Genomic DNA, 19,436 nt, shown 5'->3' with positions numbered 1-19,436 from the left:
GAATTGCATAATGTTATATAAATGGAAATGCAATTTTCTGGAATGTCAAGCCGCAAAGCACCCTTTTTCTCGCTTCCGACTCGATCTTTTCGCGTAACAGACTTCAATGATACATCTTCCTGTCACAGATTGTTTGTTCGTTCGTGCTCATGCTGAACATACACGACACTACAAAGTATCTGCGAAGGGATACCCATTTCAGCACCTCTCTGCTGCATCCTCTATGGCACTGAAAGATGTCTGTCAGATATGCTATACTTTAAGTGGGGAGTGATATGGGGAACTACTGTTTTTTGTAGCTCGTGCCTGTTTCCACCTGAGTGAACGATCAACAAGGAGTGTATTTCATGAGCGCAAAGAAGATCTTAATGCTTGTCGGCGACTATGTCGAAGACTATGAGGTCATGGTCCCGTTCCAGACACTGCTGACCGTCGGCCATACCGTTCATGCCATCTGTCCCGGCAAAGAAGCCGGCCAGACGGTACGCACAGCCGTTCACGACTTCGAGGGCGATCAAACATATAGCGAGAAACCCGGTCACAATTTTCAGCTCAATGCCACCTTCGCGGAGGTGCGGGCAGAAGACTATGACGCGCTGGTGATCCCGGGTGGCCGCGCTCCCGAGTATATCCGGCTGGATGAAAAGGTGCTGGATATCGTGCGCCATTTCGCCCGAGCGAACAAGCCCATTGCCGCTATCTGTCATGGAGCACAGGTGCTCGCGGCAGCAGGCGTACTGGAAGGAAGAACTTGCTCCTGCTACCCGGCGGTCAGCCCGGATGTCACCCGCGCGGGAGGCACCTATAAGGCGCTGGAGGCCAATCAAGCCTGCACCGATGGCAACCTTGTCACCGCTCCGGCCTGGCCCGCACATCCCGCCTGGCTGGCACAATTCCTTACGGTCCTCGGAACAAAGATCGAGCTCTAATGGCCGCTCAAGCCGAGCAGGGACACGTTTTCCCTGCTCAGGCAAGCGAGCGCTATATCACATCAAAATCGCTATAGACCTCATCCGTCAGATGCGTGCCCCAATCCTCCTGACCTTTGCGTACATAGCGAATCAACGCAATCAAGACTGGCACATTTGCAAACTTCTGAAGCGGCATCTGATACCATGATCGTTTCTCGCCCTTCTTTGAGATCGTGACCTCAGAGAAAATCTCTACGTCCGCCTCATCCCAGGGAAGCACCTCTTCGCCCTTCTTCAGGCCAGCTTGTGAAACGCTCAGCCCATTAAAGGGGAGCTCCTTGCCTGCCTTGAACTGTGCCAGCGCCTCAGGGATCAACGCCTTGTTGACTGCACGCTGTACCTGCTCACCGATCTCAAGCACGTCTGCAAACGTGTTATCAATCATCAACTGCTTGCCATCTTTGCGCTGGAAAGCGAAAACATGATTGGTATGGCCCAGGTTATCGAGCTTCTCTGTATGAAGAATGGCGCTGATATCGTCCCACCGAAATACCGTCAGCAAGCTTCTTTCCTGAAAAATAAAGCCGCGCTGATAGAGGTAGAGGCTATATTTTCGGCGTAAGATAGAACGAAACGATGTATAGGCAAAATAGCCACAGACAAGCGTGCCCACCAGGCCAACCGCGGCAAGATACCAGTTCTGAATACGCAGCACAGAAACGGTCGTCATGAGAAAGATGAGCGCACCAAAGGCAAAAACCAGGGCAAAAATCAGAAAAATAGTGATTTGAAAACCGGTCGGGCGGGCGCTCCCCTGAGCATCCCGCATATAGATCCCCAGGTGATTTTCTTGCGCGATTTGTTCTCTATTGCTTTCTACGTGTTGCTGCCTCAAATACTCTGTATCCCTTTCTGATTCCAGGTGTCAATAATACCCGGTTCCTTCTAGTAGTAGTCATAAGCAAGAATCCAATCAGGCAGTATTGTAGCACAGCCGGGCGATTGGAAGATAGGGCATGCTTTATGGAAAAAGACCTCCCGTGCATGAGACAGAATATAGCCCGAAAGTACATGTAAAAGTCTCTTTGCTTGCGCCCTCACCCACCGCCAAACCCTTCCTTCTCCATGAAAGCGAACAGCCAGATACTGATACTGCAGAGAAAGCGATCTGCCAGCATACCACACAGAAAGCAAAGCAATCATTCAAATTGTAGCAATTACGCTTTCTCTATTCTGTGTTTCGTTCTACTTACACTTGCAAGGAAGCACAGAATAGCGTACGCTATTGATAGATCTTTCGCTCGTTATCAGTAAAAAAGAAGGAATGCCGAATGAGTGACAAAAAAATGCCCCCTCTTCCTGAAGAGGCCTTAGGAATGTACGAGCGTAACCATACCGGAATGACCTATCTTGAACACTTCATTCATGAGTTGCTGCTTGCGGCAAATGAGCTTGAACAGTTTCAGCAAGCTGAAGAATACAGAGCCCGCTTTGAGCCGCGTGAGGATATGAAGCTCGCGCCAATTGTGATTCAGAAACAGGGAAATCGCACGATTTTTGTCACGATCTCCAATAAGACAGGGAAGCCGTTGAGCGCCTATGTTTTACAGGACGGAGCCTACCATGCGCTTGGATTAATGCCTACAGTCCATCATCCGGCAACCGAGTCAGGCTTCAGTATGCGCTATTTCCACACCCTGTCCGATGAAGAAAAACATCTGCTCTGTCGCTTTATCTACTGGGATATCAAGGTGCAGCGGCAGAAAGGATTTTTGCAGCATATCCGCATGGAAAAAGCGCCTCAACTGGGTTCGCTCCCCTCCAACGACGTCTGGGATGATGCCAGCAGACTGATACGAGAACGCACCGAAGGCCCATGCGCTGGCAACCAGACGGCAAAAGATGATATGATAGAGCAAAATTGAGAGCGTTTTGCTCTCCCGCATTCCATCTCTACAGGAGCAGCGCATGAGTGACTGTATATTCTGCGATATTATTGCAGGAAAAGCACCGGCGAGTATGGTCTATCAAGACGACCAGGTCTGCGCCTTTATGACGATTGGTCCGATCAATCCCGGTCATGTCCTGATTGTTCCCACACAGCATTTCGAGAAGCTGACGGATATGGACGAAGAAACCGGCGCACGCCTGTTTGTCGTCACGATGCGGGTGGCAAAAGCGCTCAGGCGCTCCGGGCTCCGCTGTGAAGGGCTCAATCTCTTTCTGGCCGAAGGTGAAGTTGCATTTCAATCCGTTTTTCACGCGCATATACACATTATTCCGCGCTTTAGTGGTGATGGCTTTGCCCTGCTTGTCGAGGAGAAAGAGCCTCCACGCGAAGAACTGGACCAGATCGCGGTACAGCTTCGAGAGGCGCTTGAAGCCCGAGGCATGCCTGAAAACAACAAAGCAATACAGGAATAAAGCAATATATGAGTGATTCGATTCTCGTACGTCCCCTTACCACCCTTGAAGAAATGCGCACGCAGGTCTATATGGCCGATAGGGCGTTCTCTTCCGAACCCTCGGAGGAAAGCGCGCGGCGCTGGTTAACCTACCTGACAGCTGCACCAGACTTCTACCCTGAGATGATGCGCGGCGCATTCGCCGATGGACAGCAGGCAGGGGGCTATCTTTTCCTCAAACGCACGTTGCGTATGGGCGCAGCGCGTATCCCGACTGGCTGCCTGGGAGCAGTCGTCACCTCTCCCGAGTATCGCAAGCGTGGAGTTGCCCGGGCGCTGATGCAGGATGCTATCGAGTTTGCCAACGCGAACCGCCTTCCACTGTTGCTGCTGGATGGTATCCCTAATTTTTATTATCGCTTTGGCTACATCGATATTTACGATACTACCATGCTACGGGTAGAACGCAGCTCACTGCGCCAATGGGCAGATTCGCTCTCCGGCTATACAACCCGGCAGGCCACCGCGGAAGATGCGGCAACCGTGTATACGCTCTATCAGCAGCACTACGCGGGCTATACAGGCAGCTTCGATTTCTCGCTTGAGATCTTCCAGCATCGGTTCTCACCACAAAAGTACCTGCTTGCAATCAGGCCAGATGGACAGGTCGCGGGCTATGCTACGTCTCCTGAGAAACAGCCGGAACGGATCACGGAAATCGCCGCCGAGACGCCCGAGGCGCTGCTTGCGCTGTTGCAGGAACAGGACCGCCGCAGCGCACAGGTCACCGAGCCGCTCACCTGTCTGCTTCCTCAACGCTCGCTGATGGCAGACTGGTTGATCCAGCTTCTCAGAGCAACAGGGCCGCATAAGGAGCTCGCTGCCAACGAATGGTCAGTACAAACCCAGATCAATCATCAGCGCTTTGCAGGCTGGATGGGCCGTCTGAACAGCCTGGCCGGTTTCCTGCACGCTATCCTTCCAGAGCTTCAGGCGCGTTGGGAACGCTCGCTTGCTCACTGGAACGGCAGCATCACGCTCATCATCGAGCAGGAAAGCTGCACGCTGCACTGTGCAGGCAGAAGCGTCGAGTTGAGCGACACCGCTGCACAGGCACCCGCACTCCAGTTCACACCACAACTGTTCCTGCAACTGGCGTTCGGCTATCGCTCCCTGCAACACGTGCTGAGCGAGACAGGCCAGCGCTTGCCGTTTGAAGCACAGCAGGCACTCTCGATACTCTTCCCGCCAGATCATACCTTTATCCCGGCAAGTGATTGGTTCTAAACGGTCAAGGTAGCAAGAGCATCTCTTGTTACCTTGATAGAACCTCTGCGCTTTCAGCATGTGCTATACTCAAACTAGATCGAAGAGAGCATCTGTCTCTATGCAGCACATTGCACGCGAAGGGGCGCAGTTCCATGAGCACAACATCACGAAGCAACAACCCTATCAATATCGGTCCCCGTGGGCTTACATGGCGTCTCGGGCTAATTTTCGGGCTCTTTGCTGCTCTGCTCAATATCCTCGTCTCGCTGGTTCTGCCGCAAATTAGCACCTACGCGCTTGCCATCAACCTGGTCTGCCCTTTTCTCCTGTTCCTGATCGCGGGCTATCTGGCCTCACGGCAGACCGGCAGAACGCGCACCGGCACAGGGGTGGGTCTATGGGCAGGCTTTGTCGCGGGAGTAATCGCGTTCATGGTCTCGCTCATCTCGATGTGGTTCAACTATAGCCAGCTCAGCATGCTCAAGAAGCAACTACAAAGCACATTGGCAGCAAGCTATACGCCCCTGGACCCATTGCTCACGGCAATGCTGCTGATTGCGGGCCTCGGCTTTCTCATCAGCCTGCTGCTCGGGCTGTGCGCCGGGACTATCGGCGGCTCAATGGGACACAATCGAGCAACCAGAGCGCCAAAACTCTAGCTTATTACCCCGGTTCTCCTTCATTCAATTACCATGTTTGATCTCCCCGCAATGCACCGCTTTGACTGAAACTGTTTCCTGAGCAATGACGTATGTATATATACGATACAAAAAAATTTTTACTTGTTTTACACTCTATTGTTGTATGAAGAAAGAGGTATAAAGTGAATTATCCGACGACTCAATCACGTAGCCGTGTGATCTGGCAGATAGGTGCTCTCTTCGGCATCATTCTGGGAGTGATCCAGCTCGTTTTTCTCTTTTTCCTCAATGGAGTGATCCCGTTCGCGGGGATTATCAATATCATTGTCTCCGCTATCGTCCTGTTTTTTGCCGGCTATCTGGCAGCGCAGAAGACCTTTACGGTCGGCACCGGAGCGCTAGCAGGTCTGGTTGCCGGAGCCATCAGCGGCATTATCGGGCTGATTGTCTCTATCATCGTGGTGCTGGTTAACCCGGAACTGATTCAGAAAGCAACAAACATCGTACAACAGTCCGGAAACACCGGCAACCTCTCTCAAGGCGATATTCAAGCAGCAATCATGGGTGGTTTGATCATCGCCTTTATTATCGGCCTGCTGTTCCTGGTTGCCCTGGGAGCCGGAGTCGGCGCGATTGGTGGTGTTGTCGGCAAACAAAGCACACCCCATAACGACGCTCCTCCGACGCCTGTCGCATAAAGAGAGCAAGCGAGAGATTCTCTGCGCTTGAGCAGGATGAAAGACAATACAGCAGAGAACGCCCCGCCTCCTCGCGAGCGCGGGGTTTTGTTCTGCCCCTTCATAGCAGGCAACTGAAACTGCTTCTCATGCGGAAGGAATCACTCCCGAGCACTGGAAGCAATGGTAACCATGCGCACAGGAAGAGGTGTATATTCCCTCCTGTTTTTATCCTCTCTTTTTATGTAGTCTTTTCAAGGGTTTTCCTTAAAAATAAGGTAGCATATTTACTTTTGCTTCTGTTTGTTTTATACTCTTCCATCATCAAAAGGAAGAGGTAATAACTGTGAATTCCCCTGTGACTCAACCCCGTAGCCGGGTCATCTGGCAAACAGGTGCTCTCTTTGGTGTCATCCTGGGAGCGATCCAGCTCATTTTTGTCTTTCTCATTGACGCGGTGCTTCCCGTATCGAAGCTGCTCAACGTGCTTATCTCCGTCATTGTTCTCTTTTTCGCTGGCTTTCTGGCGACCCGGAAGACAGGTAAGATCAGCACCGGAACGCTTGCAGGTCTGGTAGCAGGAATGGTAAGCGGCCTGATCGGTCTGCTTGGCTCTATTCTTTTTGTAACGCTCAATCCCGATATGGTGCATACCCTCGCAAGCCAGACAGCGCAAATTGTGCAGCAATCGCAAGGGAACGCAGCCAGCAAGGAGGCACTCGAAAACGCATTCGTTACAGGCCTGATCATCGGCTATAGTGTCGGGGCGCTTTTTTCTGTGGGCCTGGGAGCAGGCGTCGGCGCTATTGGGGGAGCAATCGGCAAGCCGCGCACACCAGCTCACATGACGCCACCTGTGCAGCAGCCATACAACAGCAATCCCTACAACCATGTCCCCGATAACAACGCACCACCAACCGCATAAGACAACAAAAGGGAGAACGAGCCGTCTTTGTCTCGCTCTCCCTCCTTTTTAAGTAAGGAGAAAGGAAGTGGAAATCATGCACCAGGGTGTCGCGCCCCGGCGTATTCCCTATGCCCCGCCTCAAGTGGTACAGCCCGCACAATGACTGCACCCGAAACCTCCTATCAGGGTAGAGAATAAAGATACCACCACATCAATTATAAGAATAAAACGCGAAAAGCCAAATCTATTACTTAAATATGCCTCCTCTTCTATTATTCGAATCTTCAAAAAAAATCTATTTCACCTCAACACCATCTGGCACTGAATCCGCATTAAGAGCTTGCTCAATGCCTGGCTTCTTGCTGAGGCATATCAACCGTACGCACATAGATCGCGCAGGGATTACCGGGCATCCAGCCGGGGAATGGATCAATAATTTCAAGGCATTCAAAGTGATGAGCTTCATAAAAGGCGCGAGTCGGCTGATAGTTATCACCATTCGCCAGCGGAGCCAGCGTCTTGACCTCGATCAGGCGAACGCCCTGACGCCGACAGGAGGCCAGAAACGTCATCATAAGCATTGAGCCGATTCCCTGCCGCTGAAATGCCTCGGAGACCGCAAGCCAGAGAATTTCGGCCAGCGCCTGAGACTTGCGCCGAGCGACCAGGAAACCGACAATCTGTCCCTCTCGCTCGGCCACAAAGGTCTCATGCCGGGCAAGGTCAAGACGCATCGCGCCTTCAACGGCCTCACGGGTAAAAAAGTCAGGGAGCGATAGCGCAATAGTAAGACAGCTCGCCTGCTCTGCACTGCCAGCAGCACGACGAACAGTCGAGCCCACAGCAAATGGTTCCATGCAATATCCCTTCACAGCTATGCCCACAGCTTGAAAGCCGGGGAGGAATAGACCCGCTGCAACAGCGTCATAGGAGTGTCAAAGAGAGAAAAGCAGAGGCTTCCTCTCAAAAACAACAAGCTCTTCAGAATACCTGACACACTCTTCCTTAGATGATACCATCGACGACATGCAACAAGAGCTGGTTGCGCATTGAAATGCCATACGCGTCAAACGGAGAACGCTTCTCATCCGGCAGGACCGGGGCACGTGTCAATTGCCCCTGATGTGTCGGACAGGGAAGCCAAAGCAGTCCCCCGGTGAAGGGGGCTGAGGTGCGGGGGAATCCAGACACAAGCCTCCTCCTTCACGTGGAAGTGACTGACAGCTACGTCCAGAGTTTGGTGAGATCATGCGCACATTGTTCCAGCAAAATGCGATCGTGCGGTTTGAACGCATCAAGGCACTCGCTCTCAACGTCGACCAAGCCAAGTGGATGATCGGTGATCGGATGTTTTATCGGTACAACGATCTCAGAAAGCGTGTTGCCAAAAGTGGTGATATAGCGTGGATCAAGCCGCACATCGCCGACCATCACCGTAGACCCGGAATGAATCGCAGAGCCACCAAGCCCCGTCTCAGCCGAGAAGCTGGTAAAAGCAGGAGCTGCCGGGCCGCTAAAGGCAATCAGGTTCAGCATATCTTCGGCCTCAAGGTAGTCGTAGAGCCCGACCCAGCGATAGTGCCCGGACACGCGAATCAGCTCTGCGACACGCTGCGCCTTCTCGGTACGGCTTCCCTCTTGATCCAGCACGCTCTGAAGGGTAAGCAGCAAAGGCGTTACCTCGGTCATCATCTCTTCTCCCACAGATCGAAAACAGATTCACGTCTTAACGTATTCAGTATATCATATCTGCTATTTTTAAGCGTGTTTGCATGAGTTTAGGGTAGATATCAGCAGTTCTCAGCAATTCTTCCCTTAACGGAAATAGTGATGCGTCCTCTTCATTTCCACCGTTCAAGAAGGAGATACACCGATAGATATATACACTTAACTCTATATATTCCCTCTGCTCCCTATAATAAAACAGAAAAAAATCGACAGAAAGGAAAGCCGGCACGCGCCCACATCAGGCGACGTGAAAGGAGCATCACATGAACACGATTCCGCCAGCCGTTTCCCTGTTCCTCAGCGGTCTCTTTTGTATCGGTGCGGCTCTATTTGTGCTGCTTCCCCTGGTACGCCGCTATCAGCGCATTGCCCAGGAGAAACCGGAACCGCTGGAGGAGACGCGCAAGCGACGGGTAACAATGGCAGGCATCCTCATCGGGCTGATCGCAGGCAATATGCTTGCCATGCTACTTGACTGGTTGAGCTCCAATGCGGCTGATCCTCCGCTGGAACTCCCACAGCTTCTTTCAACTGCACTCGTAGTTGATCTTCTCTTCTTCTGCTGTATCCTCGATAGTCTGATTATCGAGTTCATTCACAGGAAGAAACGAGCGCTCTACACTACCCCTTCAGGTCCCTATAAGAAAGTCTGGAAAGACGGCAACTCATAAGGACACGATCCAGTAAATATCTATTATAGCTCATCAATCATATTCAAAGCATTGCATACTTACATACTCTATAATCCAGCAAAGACTTGACTTTTCGTCACATCGAGTACACACTTTATAAGGATACATGGATATTTTACTCCGCTTTGGTTGCCCGTCAGGCAGCTACAGATGATAGTAACCAGAGTTGATGCCAGTACCTCTTCTACCCTGTCATCGTGCAGAGAGAAAACCTGTACTCCGCCTCTGAGAGGATAAAGCGTCACAAGGAGCACATTCGACGCAGTGTAAAGGAAGGTGATACAGATGTAGTAAACGTTGCTCTTTGTAGTACCGTTGTTGCATCAAATGCACTCTAGAATGGAAAGGGAGTAATGGCGCTATGCGACCGATGAAATTACATGATAGTCTACAATGCTGCCTGCTGGCAGTGGCGGCACGCTATCCCCAACATGTATTACATATAAATGAGAACATTCTAGGCCCGCAGGCTCACGGGGCAGAAGGATGGGTGGCGGAGGAGATGATAGAGATGCTAGAGCAGGTCCAGCCCGATATACTGGAAGAGCCAGCCATCCTGATGATTGATATGCAGAGGAGTGAGATTTACATTCCCAAACATTCCAGGATCGAGCCAGGGATTCGGGTATTCTGTCGGGGAAAGCTGCCAGAATGCAGGAACAATACCGCAAAGCTGCAAAAACTTCGACTTCCCGCAGAGGAAACAGTCAAGGCAGCGCTGTAGCCTCTCATCTCGGTTATCACAGCGCGGTGATGCGAACGCCTTTCCGGCTATCTCAAGCAAACACGATGGTGTGTGTCTCTCTACCGGCTCTATTTTCCCCGAAAATACATCCGGTAGAGGGAGGCAAATGCCTCCCCCGGAAGGCAGCAGAGCTAGTGCAACATGTTGAAGCGCAGCTTCATCAGCAGAATGCGCTCCAATGATTGGTCAAGGCGCTGCTCGGTCAGGCGGCCAGTTTGCAACGCCTCTTTGAAGGCGGAAATCACAGAGGCAACCTGATCAGAGGTAAAGGGTCCCTCGACCAGATCGTTTCCGGCAATAATTGCCAGCACAGACGCCTCGCCAATATTCCAGCGATTCGAGATCCCCTTCATATACAGTCCATCCGTGATCACCACGCCATCATAGCCAAGTTGCTTACGCAGCACGCCGTCAACCACTTTCGGCGACAGCTCGGCGGGCAGCTCGGGATCAAGTGCGGTCGTCACCACGTTGGTGGTCATAATCATGGCGGGCTTATGTTTGGCGATCAGCTCCTTGTACGGTGCAAGATCAATCTTCTGAAGATCATCCAGCGAGCGATTCACCGTCGGCAGGGTCTCATGTGGATCATCGGAGGTGGTCAGCGAGCCAAGACCGGGAAAATGCTTCAGCGTGGCAATGACGCCATTCTGCTGCAAGCCATCCACAAAGCGGCCCGCATAGGTTGCAACCGCAGCTGGATCGCTGCTAAAGGTGCGCGAGGCCAGCAACGGAGGGGAACCAGACTCGACATCAACCACCGGGGCAAGGTTGCCATAGATACCCAGTTGCAGCATCTCCTTCGCCATCTTTGAGCCCTCCTGGAAAGCGGTCTCAGGATCACCGGATTGAGCCATATCGCGAGCGCTTGGCTTCGCCCCATAGAAGGTCGATAGCTTGTTTACCAGGCCACCTTCTTCGTCAATCGTGCTGAGCAGCGGAATTTTGGCATCTTTGTTCACCTGCTCTGCCATCTGGGAAACGGCCTGGATCGTATTATTGGGCGCGTCAAAGTTATGATTCACCTCTTGATACAGGTAGCCACCCACATGCTGCTTTGTAACCATATATTGCAGTTCCGGCGTATAGCCAGCACCGATATACTCTACAATGATCAATTGCCCGATTTTTTCATCAATACTCATCCCCTTGATGATCTCTCGCACGCGGGCCACATTCGGGTCAACAGTGGGCGTCGGCGTGATCTGCGGTGCTTTCGTTGTCTCCGGGCTCGGCGTCGGCGCCTGATTATTGCCGCTGGCATCACCCACACCTGAGCAACCTGCCAGCAACACAAGCAGGCAGCAAAGCACAGGCAGCATACGCACGGAGAAACGTCGAACAGGTTTGTGCATACACCTCTCCAATATAGAACAACTTTTTTTCAGGATAATTGCGGGTATTCCTCACAAATTCTCACTGAGATAGAAAAAAATACAGTCCTCCCTCCCATCTACCCGGGGAAAGAGACAAGCAGACACATATCCATTCATGTACCTCATCACGTTAGAACGGAGGAAGGGGATGAAAAATCGCGGGAATAAGAAAAACGGGCGGCTGGCTAGCGTCGTGGAACCCGCTGCTGCACAACATAGCGACCCGAAAAAGCAACCGCCACACGATCATCTTCATAGATCACGCTCTGAATCTCTAAACGCGCCTTCCCTCTGGCTCGCAGTACCTTGCCAAAGCGGGCAACAGCAGCGGGATCGGGCTTGTAGCAGAAGGCGGTAAAATCACGCGTCACCGGAACTCTATAGTCACAATGGCTATCCTGAATCACAATCTCGCCATCAAGCGCGAGCTCTTTGAGCAACAACCAGAGCATCCCCCACCCCGAAAGCGTCACCAAAGCGTTCAGGCTGCCCGCAAAGGCTGTTCCTGCATGGTTGCTATTGCCTTCCAGCGGAGCCGCCAGCGCCACTCCCTGTGTATCATATCGTTGCACTGTTAGATGAAGATGCTGCGTAAACGGAATAGACGTCAGCAGCGTCCGCTGCAACTCCTGTAAAAGCTCCTGCATAGTCCATCCTATACTCAAAAATAGATATCTATCTGGCACTCACAGCATACAACAAACAGGACGTTTTGACTATAGCCGCTTGCCAGGCGCTCCCGGGCTGAACAATGACACGATTTGATATACGTTCAAACGAAAGAGACTTGCATTTATGTCGATATTTGTATTACAATGAGAAGGGAAAGTTCACCCACAAGGCAGAGAACGCATGGATTTGCGAGGCACAAGGGCGGCTCGAAAATAGCAGGCTGAAAACGTGGAGGGGGACAGGCGAGCGCGACGACATCTTCCTGTTGCACTCATGGACTCCTTCAGCGAAACCGCTCTTAATCGATAGAACCATCTGGTATCTTTTCGCTTTTTCTCCGGTTCATTCTGTCCACAAGAGGTCTGCCAGTGCCAGGCGAGTGCCTCTTGCGCATGGGGACGGCAATGACGCTATCCACTTTCTAGCACTGTTCTAGAAGCAACAACGAACACATGATGTCATGCAGAGGCGCACATCTGCTGCTTTTGCATGTCTTTCTTATGGAATTTTCTCTTTCTTCTTTTGTAAAATGATTGATTGAAAAAGGGTAAGGGGTACAATCGGGAAACAAGTATGCAAATGGATATACCAACAACAGCCAGTAAACAGACGAAACAGAGAAGGATTCTCCCAATACTGCTTTATCGCTTGAAAAAGCGTCTTATCTCTCTTCTACAGCGATTGAAAAACTATCTTTTCGATATTCAAAAACAAGATCTCACCTATGGAATTCGTCTTACCATTATCTGTATCGTTCCTATTGTTGCTGGCATGCTGCTCAAGAACCCGCTGATGATGAGCAGCGGCTTTCTGGGAGGCCTGTATGTGGCGCTCGCAGATGTCGGTGGAGCCTACAGCACGCGGGCGCTCTCGATGCTACTGGCAACACTCAGCATCTCAATTGTAGGCGTGCTTGGCACCATCAGCGGAGGCTCAATCTGGCTTGCGGTGCCGCTTGCCTTCCTCTTCATGTTCTTGCTCAACATGTTCAGCATTTATGGCAATATCGGGGCCAAAGTGAGCATGATGACATCAGGCGCCTTTCTGATCTTTCTGGGGCAACCTCATGGCCCGGCTATCGCTCTGCAACAGGGAATCGCGCTTCTATGTGGGGGTGTCTGGGCGATGATTGTTTCGCTCTGGCTCTGGCCACTGAGGCCCTACAAGCCCGTTCGCATGGCAACCTCGGCCTACTATCGCTCACTTGCCCTCTTCCTGTTGAAAGCCGGACGCAGTGCCAGCTACACAAGTGGGCGCTGGTGGAACGATGCCGCCAAGAACGAGCGAGCGCTTGTACTCGAAGCGTACAAGCGAGCTCATAATACCGTGATGACATTGCGAGCCAGCCGAAACGGCTCCAATGTCACCCTGCAACAGCTCTTCATGCTGACGCTCGATGCCGACCGGCTCTTCGATGCCACTATCGCGCTTGCGGAGGGCATTCAAGGGGCAAAGCACCATATCCACAACTATGCACTCTGGCCAACCATGAAGCGGCTCCTGCAACAGACCGCCACCATGTGCACCTTTCTTGCGAAAAGCATTACACAGAACAAGCTAGATATGACAAAGTGGGAGGGACTGCACAACGCCCAGGAAACCAGCTTGCAGGAGCTCCGCGAGAAGCTGCCCGGGCTGACAGGAGATACTCAGGCGCTTGCCAGTGTCCAGCGAGTGCTACGCATCTTCAGGCAAATCTGCACGATCGGCGAAGAGGCCATGTATACCCTTGCACAGCTTGATGATGAGCGGCTGGAAGCGCTTACAACGCCAGTTTTAAAGAAACGAACCGGCCCGCGCGAAGCGTGGACGCTCTTTCGCGACAATCTGTCCTTCCAATCGCTGACTTTCAGACATGCGCTTCGCGTGAGCGTGGCAACCACGGTGGCCGTTGTGATCTATTCGCTGCTCAAGCTCGATCACGGCTACTGGCTTACTCTCACGGTGATGCTCTCGTTGAAGCCAGAATTTGCCTCAACCCGTACCCGCGTCTTTGAGCGCGTCATTGGAACCGTACTCGGCGGGATGCTTGGCGCATGGGTAGCCTACGCGATTCGAGATCGTCTGCTGCTCTTTGCGCTGCTGGTGGTCTTCTGCTTACTGGCCTACAGCCGCCTGAGAAGGAACTATAGCGCCTTCGTCATCTTCCTGACCCCCTTTATGGTAGTGCTTACAGATCTGGGGCACCCGGGTGATTGGGGGATTGCGATGCTGCGTATGATGAATACCCTGATGGGTGGCGTCATCGCCATGATAGCCTGCTACCTGTTCTGGCCCCAATGGGAGCGCGAGCGCCTGCCGCAGTATATCGCTGAAGCGCTGGCCGCGAATCGCTCCTTCTTGCACTGCGTTCTCGACATCTATGCGGGCAAGCATGAGAAACGGGCCGATCTTCATCAGGCAAGTGCCCAGGCTCATCTACGGAATATCAACGCCGCTGCCGCGTTTCAGCGCCTGCTCAATGAGCCTCGCAAGCAACAGGGATCGGTCGAGCGTTTCTACGCGCTGGTCGCCTATAATCAGCGGCTCTGTGATAGCATTACCTTTCTGGCGGCACATCTGCCCGACCCCAAGAGCCCGGCCATTCCCGGAGTGGAGGCGTTCAAACAGCATACCGATGAGGTGCTGACGCAAGTTGAGCGGGCGGTCACACTTGGTGAGCGGCCAGAACAGCTCTCACCGCTGGAAGAAAGCCTGCAAGAGATTCGGGCAACGCTCTACAAATTGACGGCTACAACGCCACAGGAGCGAAAGCCCGAGATGCATATTCTGCATGCGCGCGCCCATCATCTGATCAAGCACGCCGTCCATCAGCGACACTAGCCGGAACAAACGGCCTGACAGCCAGCGGGCCAAGCAGCTCACGCAAACGAGTGGCATCACGCACGGCATAGCCTTTCGGATCGTTATTGAAGTAGACATAGGCTTCACGCCGACGATCCTTGCGGAGCCGCTCGGCCCACGTCATCAGCTCCTCATCAGAAAAGCCGATGCCCTCGCTCCCCTGATGAAAACGGTAGTAGCCAAAGGAACCAGACAAGGGAAGATCCGGCGGAGTGGGGAGCGAGCCGCCGACCGCGATCACCACCGTACAGGGAACCGGAGCCTGTTCCAGCACCTTCAACAGCCGCGAGAGCGTCTCGGGAGCAAACCAGGAAGCATCCCGAAACTCAAAGGCAGCAGGATAACGCAGCAGCGCAACCAGGTCAGCCAGGCGATCCAGATTCGCCCGCCAATGTGGCGGAAGCTGAAAGAGGAATGGTCCCAGATGCTCACCAAGTCCTTCCGCCGCCGTCACCAGCCGCTGGAGGCTCTCCTGTGGGTCTTTCAGCTTCTTCATATGTGTGAGATAGCGGCTGGCTTTGACCGCAAACCGGAAACCGGGCGGGGCCAGTCGTGCCCAGGCCTCACAATGTCTGCGCTCAGGCAAACGATAGAAGCTGCGATTGATCTCCACGGTCGGAAAATGGCGCGTGTAGAACGCCAGATAATCGCTTTCGGAACGCTTTGCCGGGTAAAATGGGCCAACCCAGTGCGGATAGACCCAACCCGACGCGCCAACCCAGATAGTCCCCTTTTCCATTACAACAGCCCCTTCAACAATCGGTGGGAGCATCACCCCCGCCGCTCAAGGACAATGGACTCTGTTCCGGTAATGCGCTCAACGTTGTGCAAATGCTCGCGGATACTCGTCCGATCGAGCGTCGTCTTTGCCTGCTGGATCGCAGGAAGTGCAATGGCAGCCGCGATTCTCCCCAGCAGCAGCAACCGCTCAGGTCGATTATGCGACACCACAGCTTCGGCAATATGGGCAACAGCGTCGAGGAGAACATTCACGACACGCGCGTTCTCCCATGCATAGCGCCCGATCTCGACAAACACCTGAAGATATTCCTCAAAGGTCACATAACGAGCCACAATGGCACATTCATCCCCCTTTAAACGCAGGATATCCGCAAGGGGATCTTCGCCCGCTATACGCTCAAAAATGGCCTCCAGATAGCCAATAGCGAGTACAGCAGTGGTCGGATCATTAATCGCATGTGACAGGGCACGGAGCGCGATATCCGCGAGCTGGCGAACACCAAAAGAGGGATCTTGAAGCATATCCCGCTCACGAGAGACGCTGATACAGTTCTGAATCGCCTCCACAATGGCAGTATCGACAGCATCGGCAGGCCAGACATCCGCAACAATTGTCTCAGGAGTCACAAAATCGCCCGGGCAAACGCGCAGCGAGAGCCGCAGATCAGCTTTGTGAGCCACGCTCGCCAGCAGTTGCAGTGAGATTGTCTGAACATAGCCCGCACTCGCTGCATAAATGCCTGTTGGTGACTCGCTCTTCTCCCACTCGTTGAGCAACTGTTTCCCATCATCATTCCATTGCTCATACCCGACGCCGGGATAGCGGTGTGCGAGGGAACGCAGTGTCTTTCCGGCAATATCGGCAGTAATGTGCGAAACCTGCAACGATTGCGAGGTATAGCCGATAAACATCATCAGCAGGATCAACCCGACAAACGCAAGCAGAAACGCCATTGAGACACTCAACGCCGGGACAAACTGGGTACTATCGCCCTCGCCTTTATCACGAATCGCCACCAGAATGAACATGCAGTACGTGAAAATGCCCACCAGTCCGCCAGTGACTACCTGATTCAGGCGATTGCTCAGAATGCCTCGTAGCGCACGAGACGTAAACTGGCTCGACACCAATTGCAGGGCCACCATCGTCACAGAGAAGACAAGACCAGCAACGGTAATCAATGCGCCCGCAATCGTTGAGAGCAACGAGCGTGCGGTTGCAGCGCTGCCACTAAATCCAATGGGCAGCCTGGCAAAAGGAAACAGATGATCAAGCCCGAGCAGCGCCAGCGCCAGCAAAAAACCGGTAGCGGCGACCAACCCGGGAACCAGCCAGAAACCGTCAAGCAGATCTTCCCAACGACTACGCAGCATCCCGAGGAGCGTCTTCCCGAGCCCGATTCTGCGTGAGCCTTCTAAGGTCAGACGGCTGGTCGTATATGCGGCTTTACTCCGTCGTCTGATTCTATACGGCATACTCTCTTTTTACCTTCATTACGAGATTGAGCCGCAATTGATACACCGACGTGAAAGATAAACATCCTGTATCAATCATCCTGTCTTACCGCATCAGGCTTCCTGTGCCGAGGGAGTGGGTTGAGCGAAACGCGTATCACGTTCTGCTGCCTGCAAGAGTGTATCAGTTGCCTCGGCCACGCGATTGAGCTTCTGCAAGGTCAGCCCTTTCGCATAATAGAAACCGGCATAGTCAGGAGCAAGCTCTATTGCCTTATTATACGCTATCAGAGCCTCCTCATAGCGCTGCAATGCGGAAAGCACTTCCCCCTGATGAAAGTAGACGCCTGCATATGCCGGAGCCAGCCGAATCGCCTGTCGAAAGGCCTCCAATGCCTCCTCATAACGCTTGAGCATCTTCAGCACCATTCCAAGCGTAAAAAAGGTGCGAACCTCATGCGGATTGAGTTGTACTGCCTGCTTAAAACACGCTATAGCCTCCTCATAGCGACTCAAATTACATAAGATGTTCGCTTTATAGTGATAGAACAGAGCGTTGTCGGGCTGAAGCTCAAGGGCTTGCTCAAAGCATAGTAGCGCCTCCCCTGGCCGTTGAAGCTGCGTCAGTACAAGTCCCTTCAGCGACCAGGCATCAACAGCCTCAGGCTCAAGCTCAAGCGCGTTGCTGAGCGCGTCGACCGCTTCGTCAAGGTGTTGCAACTTCCAGAGTACAAGCCCCTTCTGATACCAACCCATGCTGATATCTTTCCGCAACAGCAGCGCCCGATCAAGATACAGCAGCGCCTCCTGATAACGCTTCAGCTCATGGAGAACCGAGGCTTTTCTGATATAGCCGATTGCCTCTTCGGGCTCAAGCTCAATCGCTCGCTCATAGGCAGCAAGCGCCTCCTCATAGCGTCCGAGCGCTTCGAGAGCGGTGCCCCGGCTCATGATATAGCCCACCACCTCAGGGCGCAGGCGGATCGCCTCATCCAGCTCAGGAAGCGCCTCTTCATAGCGTCGCATCAGCATCAGCAGCACGGCCTTATTGTAAAACGCGTTGCCGTTCTGCGGGTCCAGTTCGGCAGCACGGCTGAAATCGGCCAGCGCCTCTTCATATCGATCAACCTCATAGAGGGTACGACCCCGGTTGTAATAGGTCATAGCATCGTCGGGGCGTAGCTCAACGGCTTGATTGAAGAGCGCTAAGGCCTCCTCATGCCGCTGAAGCCGGGCCAGACAAATGCCCCTGTAGATATAGCTTTCGACAAAGGTCGAATCCCGTCGCAAGACCTCGTCATAGGCTTCCAGTGCCTCCTCATAGCGCCCGAGCTCGGCCAGATATTTGCCCCTGTGGAAGTAGGCCAGTGTTTCAGCAGGATTCAATGCAATCACACGTGACACGTCTTCCAGCGCCTCTTCATACCGACCGAGCTTGCCAAGCACCAGCCCCTTATGTAGCAAGGTCGCGGGCATGTCCGGCTTAAGCTGATCGGCATGTTGATAGGCGTGAAGGGCCTCTTCGTGACGTTCAAGGTACATCAGCGTGACACCTTTGTTATAGTATGCAGGCTCATAATCGGGGTCAACGCTGATTGCCTGATCGAAAGCGGCCAGCGCCTCCTCAACGCGACCGAGATGCTCAAGCGTCAACGCCTTCTTCATGAAGAACTCCGGGACGGTGGGCTTCAGGCGAAGCGCCTCTTCATAGGCTTCCAGCGCCGCTTCATGTTGACCAAGTGTGTCCAAAGCAACGCCACGATGATAATAGCCCTCGGCGAATTCGGGCGCGAGCGTCAGCGCATGTTCATAGAGCTTGAGCGCCTCTTCCGAATGCCCGGCCTTCTCAAAACACATGCCAATATAGACATAAATAGGTGCAACATCGGGAGCAAGCCGCATCGCGCGCTGTAGGGCTTGAAGCGCCTCTTTGTACTGTCCCTCCTCGTACAGTAGCCTGCCCTGGTTAAAATGGGAATATGCCTCCATCTGACTATCTCTACCCTCATCCGGGAAGCTGTGCTCTGCTTGTTCCATATTCATCGTCTCCTTACCACTTGATAAACCTGCACATTTTTATACATTGATATACAAGGCGGGATAGAATCCGAAGTACATCTATTCACACATGAATAGACTCGCAAAACATAACGATACTGTACGCGTTTTCGCGGCTATAGTCAAAGGAAAATACAAAATGGCTAGTCTCTCTCACTGCACGCGCTTTTTCAACTTCGAGATAGAAGAGAAAAATCCAGAGGAAAGCTAAGAAAGAGGAGGATTCTTGTAAGCAGAAGAGACAGGCAGACCAGAAGAAGCGTTCTTTCTTTCAGGTAGGAATAATTTCTACCTGGTCTGTTTTTCGGGCACAGC

The 19,436-nt window shown here is 52.8% G+C and carries 19 protein-coding genes; 10 read left to right on the top strand and 9 right to left on the bottom strand.

The features are described 5' to 3' along the window. The first annotated feature begins 347 nt into the window (after positions 1-347). Positions 348-929 carry a DJ-1/PfpI family protein gene (locus tag KTH_RS03275; RefSeq protein WP_111323944.1) on the top strand — a complete coding sequence of 194 codons (582 nt, stop codon included), beginning with the start codon at positions 348-350 and terminating at the stop codon, positions 927-929. A 52-nt stretch (positions 930-981) separates the two neighbouring features. Here KTH_RS03275 and KTH_RS03270 read toward each other — a convergent pair whose 3' ends face one another. Then, the gene (locus KTH_RS03270; RefSeq protein WP_497616413.1) at positions 982-1,806 is read right to left on the bottom strand and encodes a DUF6585 family protein; all 825 of its coding nucleotides are present in this window, start codon (positions 1,804-1,806) and stop codon (positions 982-984) included. A gap of 436 nt (positions 1,807-2,242) precedes the next feature. Between KTH_RS03270 and KTH_RS03265 the strand changes: the two genes are divergently transcribed. From KTH_RS03265 to KTH_RS03240, 6 genes are all read left to right on the top strand, one after another. Beyond that, positions 2,243-2,836 carry a hypothetical protein gene (locus KTH_RS03265; protein WP_111323946.1) on the top strand — a complete coding sequence of 198 codons (594 nt, stop codon included), beginning with the start codon at positions 2,243-2,245 and terminating at the stop codon, positions 2,834-2,836. A gap of 43 nt (positions 2,837-2,879) precedes the next feature. Beyond that, entirely contained in the window at positions 2,880-3,335 is a 456-nt protein-coding gene (locus KTH_RS03260) for an HIT family protein (protein WP_497616411.1), read from the top strand. A gap of 8 nt (positions 3,336-3,343) precedes the next feature. Continuing rightward, positions 3,344-4,603 (top strand): GNAT family N-acetyltransferase, encoded by a 1,260-nt coding sequence (locus KTH_RS03255; protein ID WP_497616409.1) that lies wholly within the window; start codon positions 3,344-3,346, stop codon positions 4,601-4,603. A gap of 134 nt (positions 4,604-4,737) precedes the next feature. Further along, positions 4,738-5,244 carry a hypothetical protein gene (locus KTH_RS03250; RefSeq protein ID WP_111323949.1) on the top strand — a complete coding sequence of 169 codons (507 nt, stop codon included), beginning with the start codon at positions 4,738-4,740 and terminating at the stop codon, positions 5,242-5,244. Positions 5,245-5,408: 164 nt separating this feature from the next. Continuing rightward, on the top strand, positions 5,409-5,924 hold the full coding sequence (locus tag KTH_RS03245) for a hypothetical protein (RefSeq protein WP_111323950.1): 516 nt from the start codon (positions 5,409-5,411) through the stop codon (positions 5,922-5,924). Positions 5,925-6,261: 337 nt separating this feature from the next. Then, positions 6,262-6,828, top strand: a complete 567-nt coding sequence (locus tag KTH_RS03240) for a DUF4199 domain-containing protein (protein ID WP_497616406.1) — start codon at positions 6,262-6,264, stop codon at positions 6,826-6,828. A gap of 326 nt (positions 6,829-7,154) precedes the next feature. On the opposite strand, the gene KTH_RS03235 is transcribed toward KTH_RS03240, so the two are convergent. The 3 genes from KTH_RS03235 to KTH_RS03225 form a co-directional block, all read right to left on the bottom strand. Next, a complete protein-coding gene (locus KTH_RS03235) occupies positions 7,155-7,667 on the bottom strand; it encodes a GNAT family N-acetyltransferase (protein ID WP_111323952.1) in 513 nt (170 codons plus the stop codon). A 148-nt stretch (positions 7,668-7,815) separates the two neighbouring features. After that, positions 7,816-8,001 (bottom strand): hypothetical protein, encoded by a 186-nt coding sequence (locus KTH_RS03230; protein WP_497616403.1) that lies wholly within the window; start codon positions 7,999-8,001, stop codon positions 7,816-7,818. A 33-nt stretch (positions 8,002-8,034) separates the two neighbouring features. After that, positions 8,035-8,502, bottom strand: a complete 468-nt coding sequence (locus tag KTH_RS03225; protein WP_497616401.1) for a GAF domain-containing protein — start codon at positions 8,500-8,502, stop codon at positions 8,035-8,037. Between the two features lie 299 nt (positions 8,503-8,801). On the opposite strand from KTH_RS03225, the gene KTH_RS03220 reads away from it, so the two are divergent. Beyond that, a complete protein-coding gene (locus KTH_RS03220) occupies positions 8,802-9,209 on the top strand; it encodes a hypothetical protein (protein ID WP_111323954.1) in 408 nt (135 codons plus the stop codon). Between the two features lie 382 nt (positions 9,210-9,591). Then, complete coding sequence (locus KTH_RS03215; RefSeq protein ID WP_111323955.1) at positions 9,592-9,954, top strand: hypothetical protein; 363 nt, start codon at positions 9,592-9,594, stop codon at positions 9,952-9,954. 152 nt (positions 9,955-10,106) lie between these two features. Here the strand turns inward: KTH_RS03215 and KTH_RS03210 are convergent, their stop codons facing one another. Together KTH_RS03210 and KTH_RS03205 are read right to left on the bottom strand one after the other, a co-directional pair. Next, entirely contained in the window at positions 10,107-11,330 is a 1,224-nt protein-coding gene (locus KTH_RS03210; protein ID WP_111323956.1) for a glycoside hydrolase family 3 N-terminal domain-containing protein, read from the bottom strand. A gap of 206 nt (positions 11,331-11,536) precedes the next feature. Further along, complete coding sequence (locus KTH_RS03205) at positions 11,537-11,998, bottom strand: YiiD C-terminal domain-containing protein (RefSeq protein ID WP_111323957.1); 462 nt, start codon at positions 11,996-11,998, stop codon at positions 11,537-11,539. Positions 11,999-12,671: 673 nt separating this feature from the next. Here KTH_RS03205 and KTH_RS03200 point away from each other — a divergent pair. Further along, entirely contained in the window at positions 12,672-14,846 is a 2,175-nt protein-coding gene (locus KTH_RS03200) for an FUSC family protein (RefSeq protein ID WP_211326235.1), read from the top strand. On the opposite strand, the gene KTH_RS03195 is transcribed toward KTH_RS03200, so the two are convergent. The 3 genes from KTH_RS03195 to KTH_RS03185 form a co-directional block, all read right to left on the bottom strand. Then, positions 14,818-15,606: a DUF72 domain-containing protein gene (locus tag KTH_RS03195; protein WP_111323960.1), complete on the bottom strand. Its 789-nt coding sequence runs from the start codon at positions 15,604-15,606 to the stop codon at positions 14,818-14,820. The genes KTH_RS03200 and KTH_RS03195 overlap by 29 nt on opposite strands. Before the next feature lie 32 nt (positions 15,607-15,638). Continuing rightward, a complete protein-coding gene (locus KTH_RS03190) occupies positions 15,639-17,084 on the bottom strand; it encodes a DUF2254 domain-containing protein (protein WP_111323961.1) in 1,446 nt (481 codons plus the stop codon). Between the two features lie 93 nt (positions 17,085-17,177). Continuing rightward, positions 17,178-19,100 carry a tetratricopeptide repeat protein gene (locus KTH_RS03185; protein ID WP_497616397.1) on the bottom strand — a complete coding sequence of 641 codons (1,923 nt, stop codon included), beginning with the start codon at positions 19,098-19,100 and terminating at the stop codon, positions 17,178-17,180. Between the last annotated feature and the right edge of the window lie 336 nt (positions 19,101-19,436).

Source organism: Thermosporothrix sp. COM3, from assembly GCF_059696735.1.
This window is presented reverse-complemented; position numbering and strand designations above follow the sequence as displayed.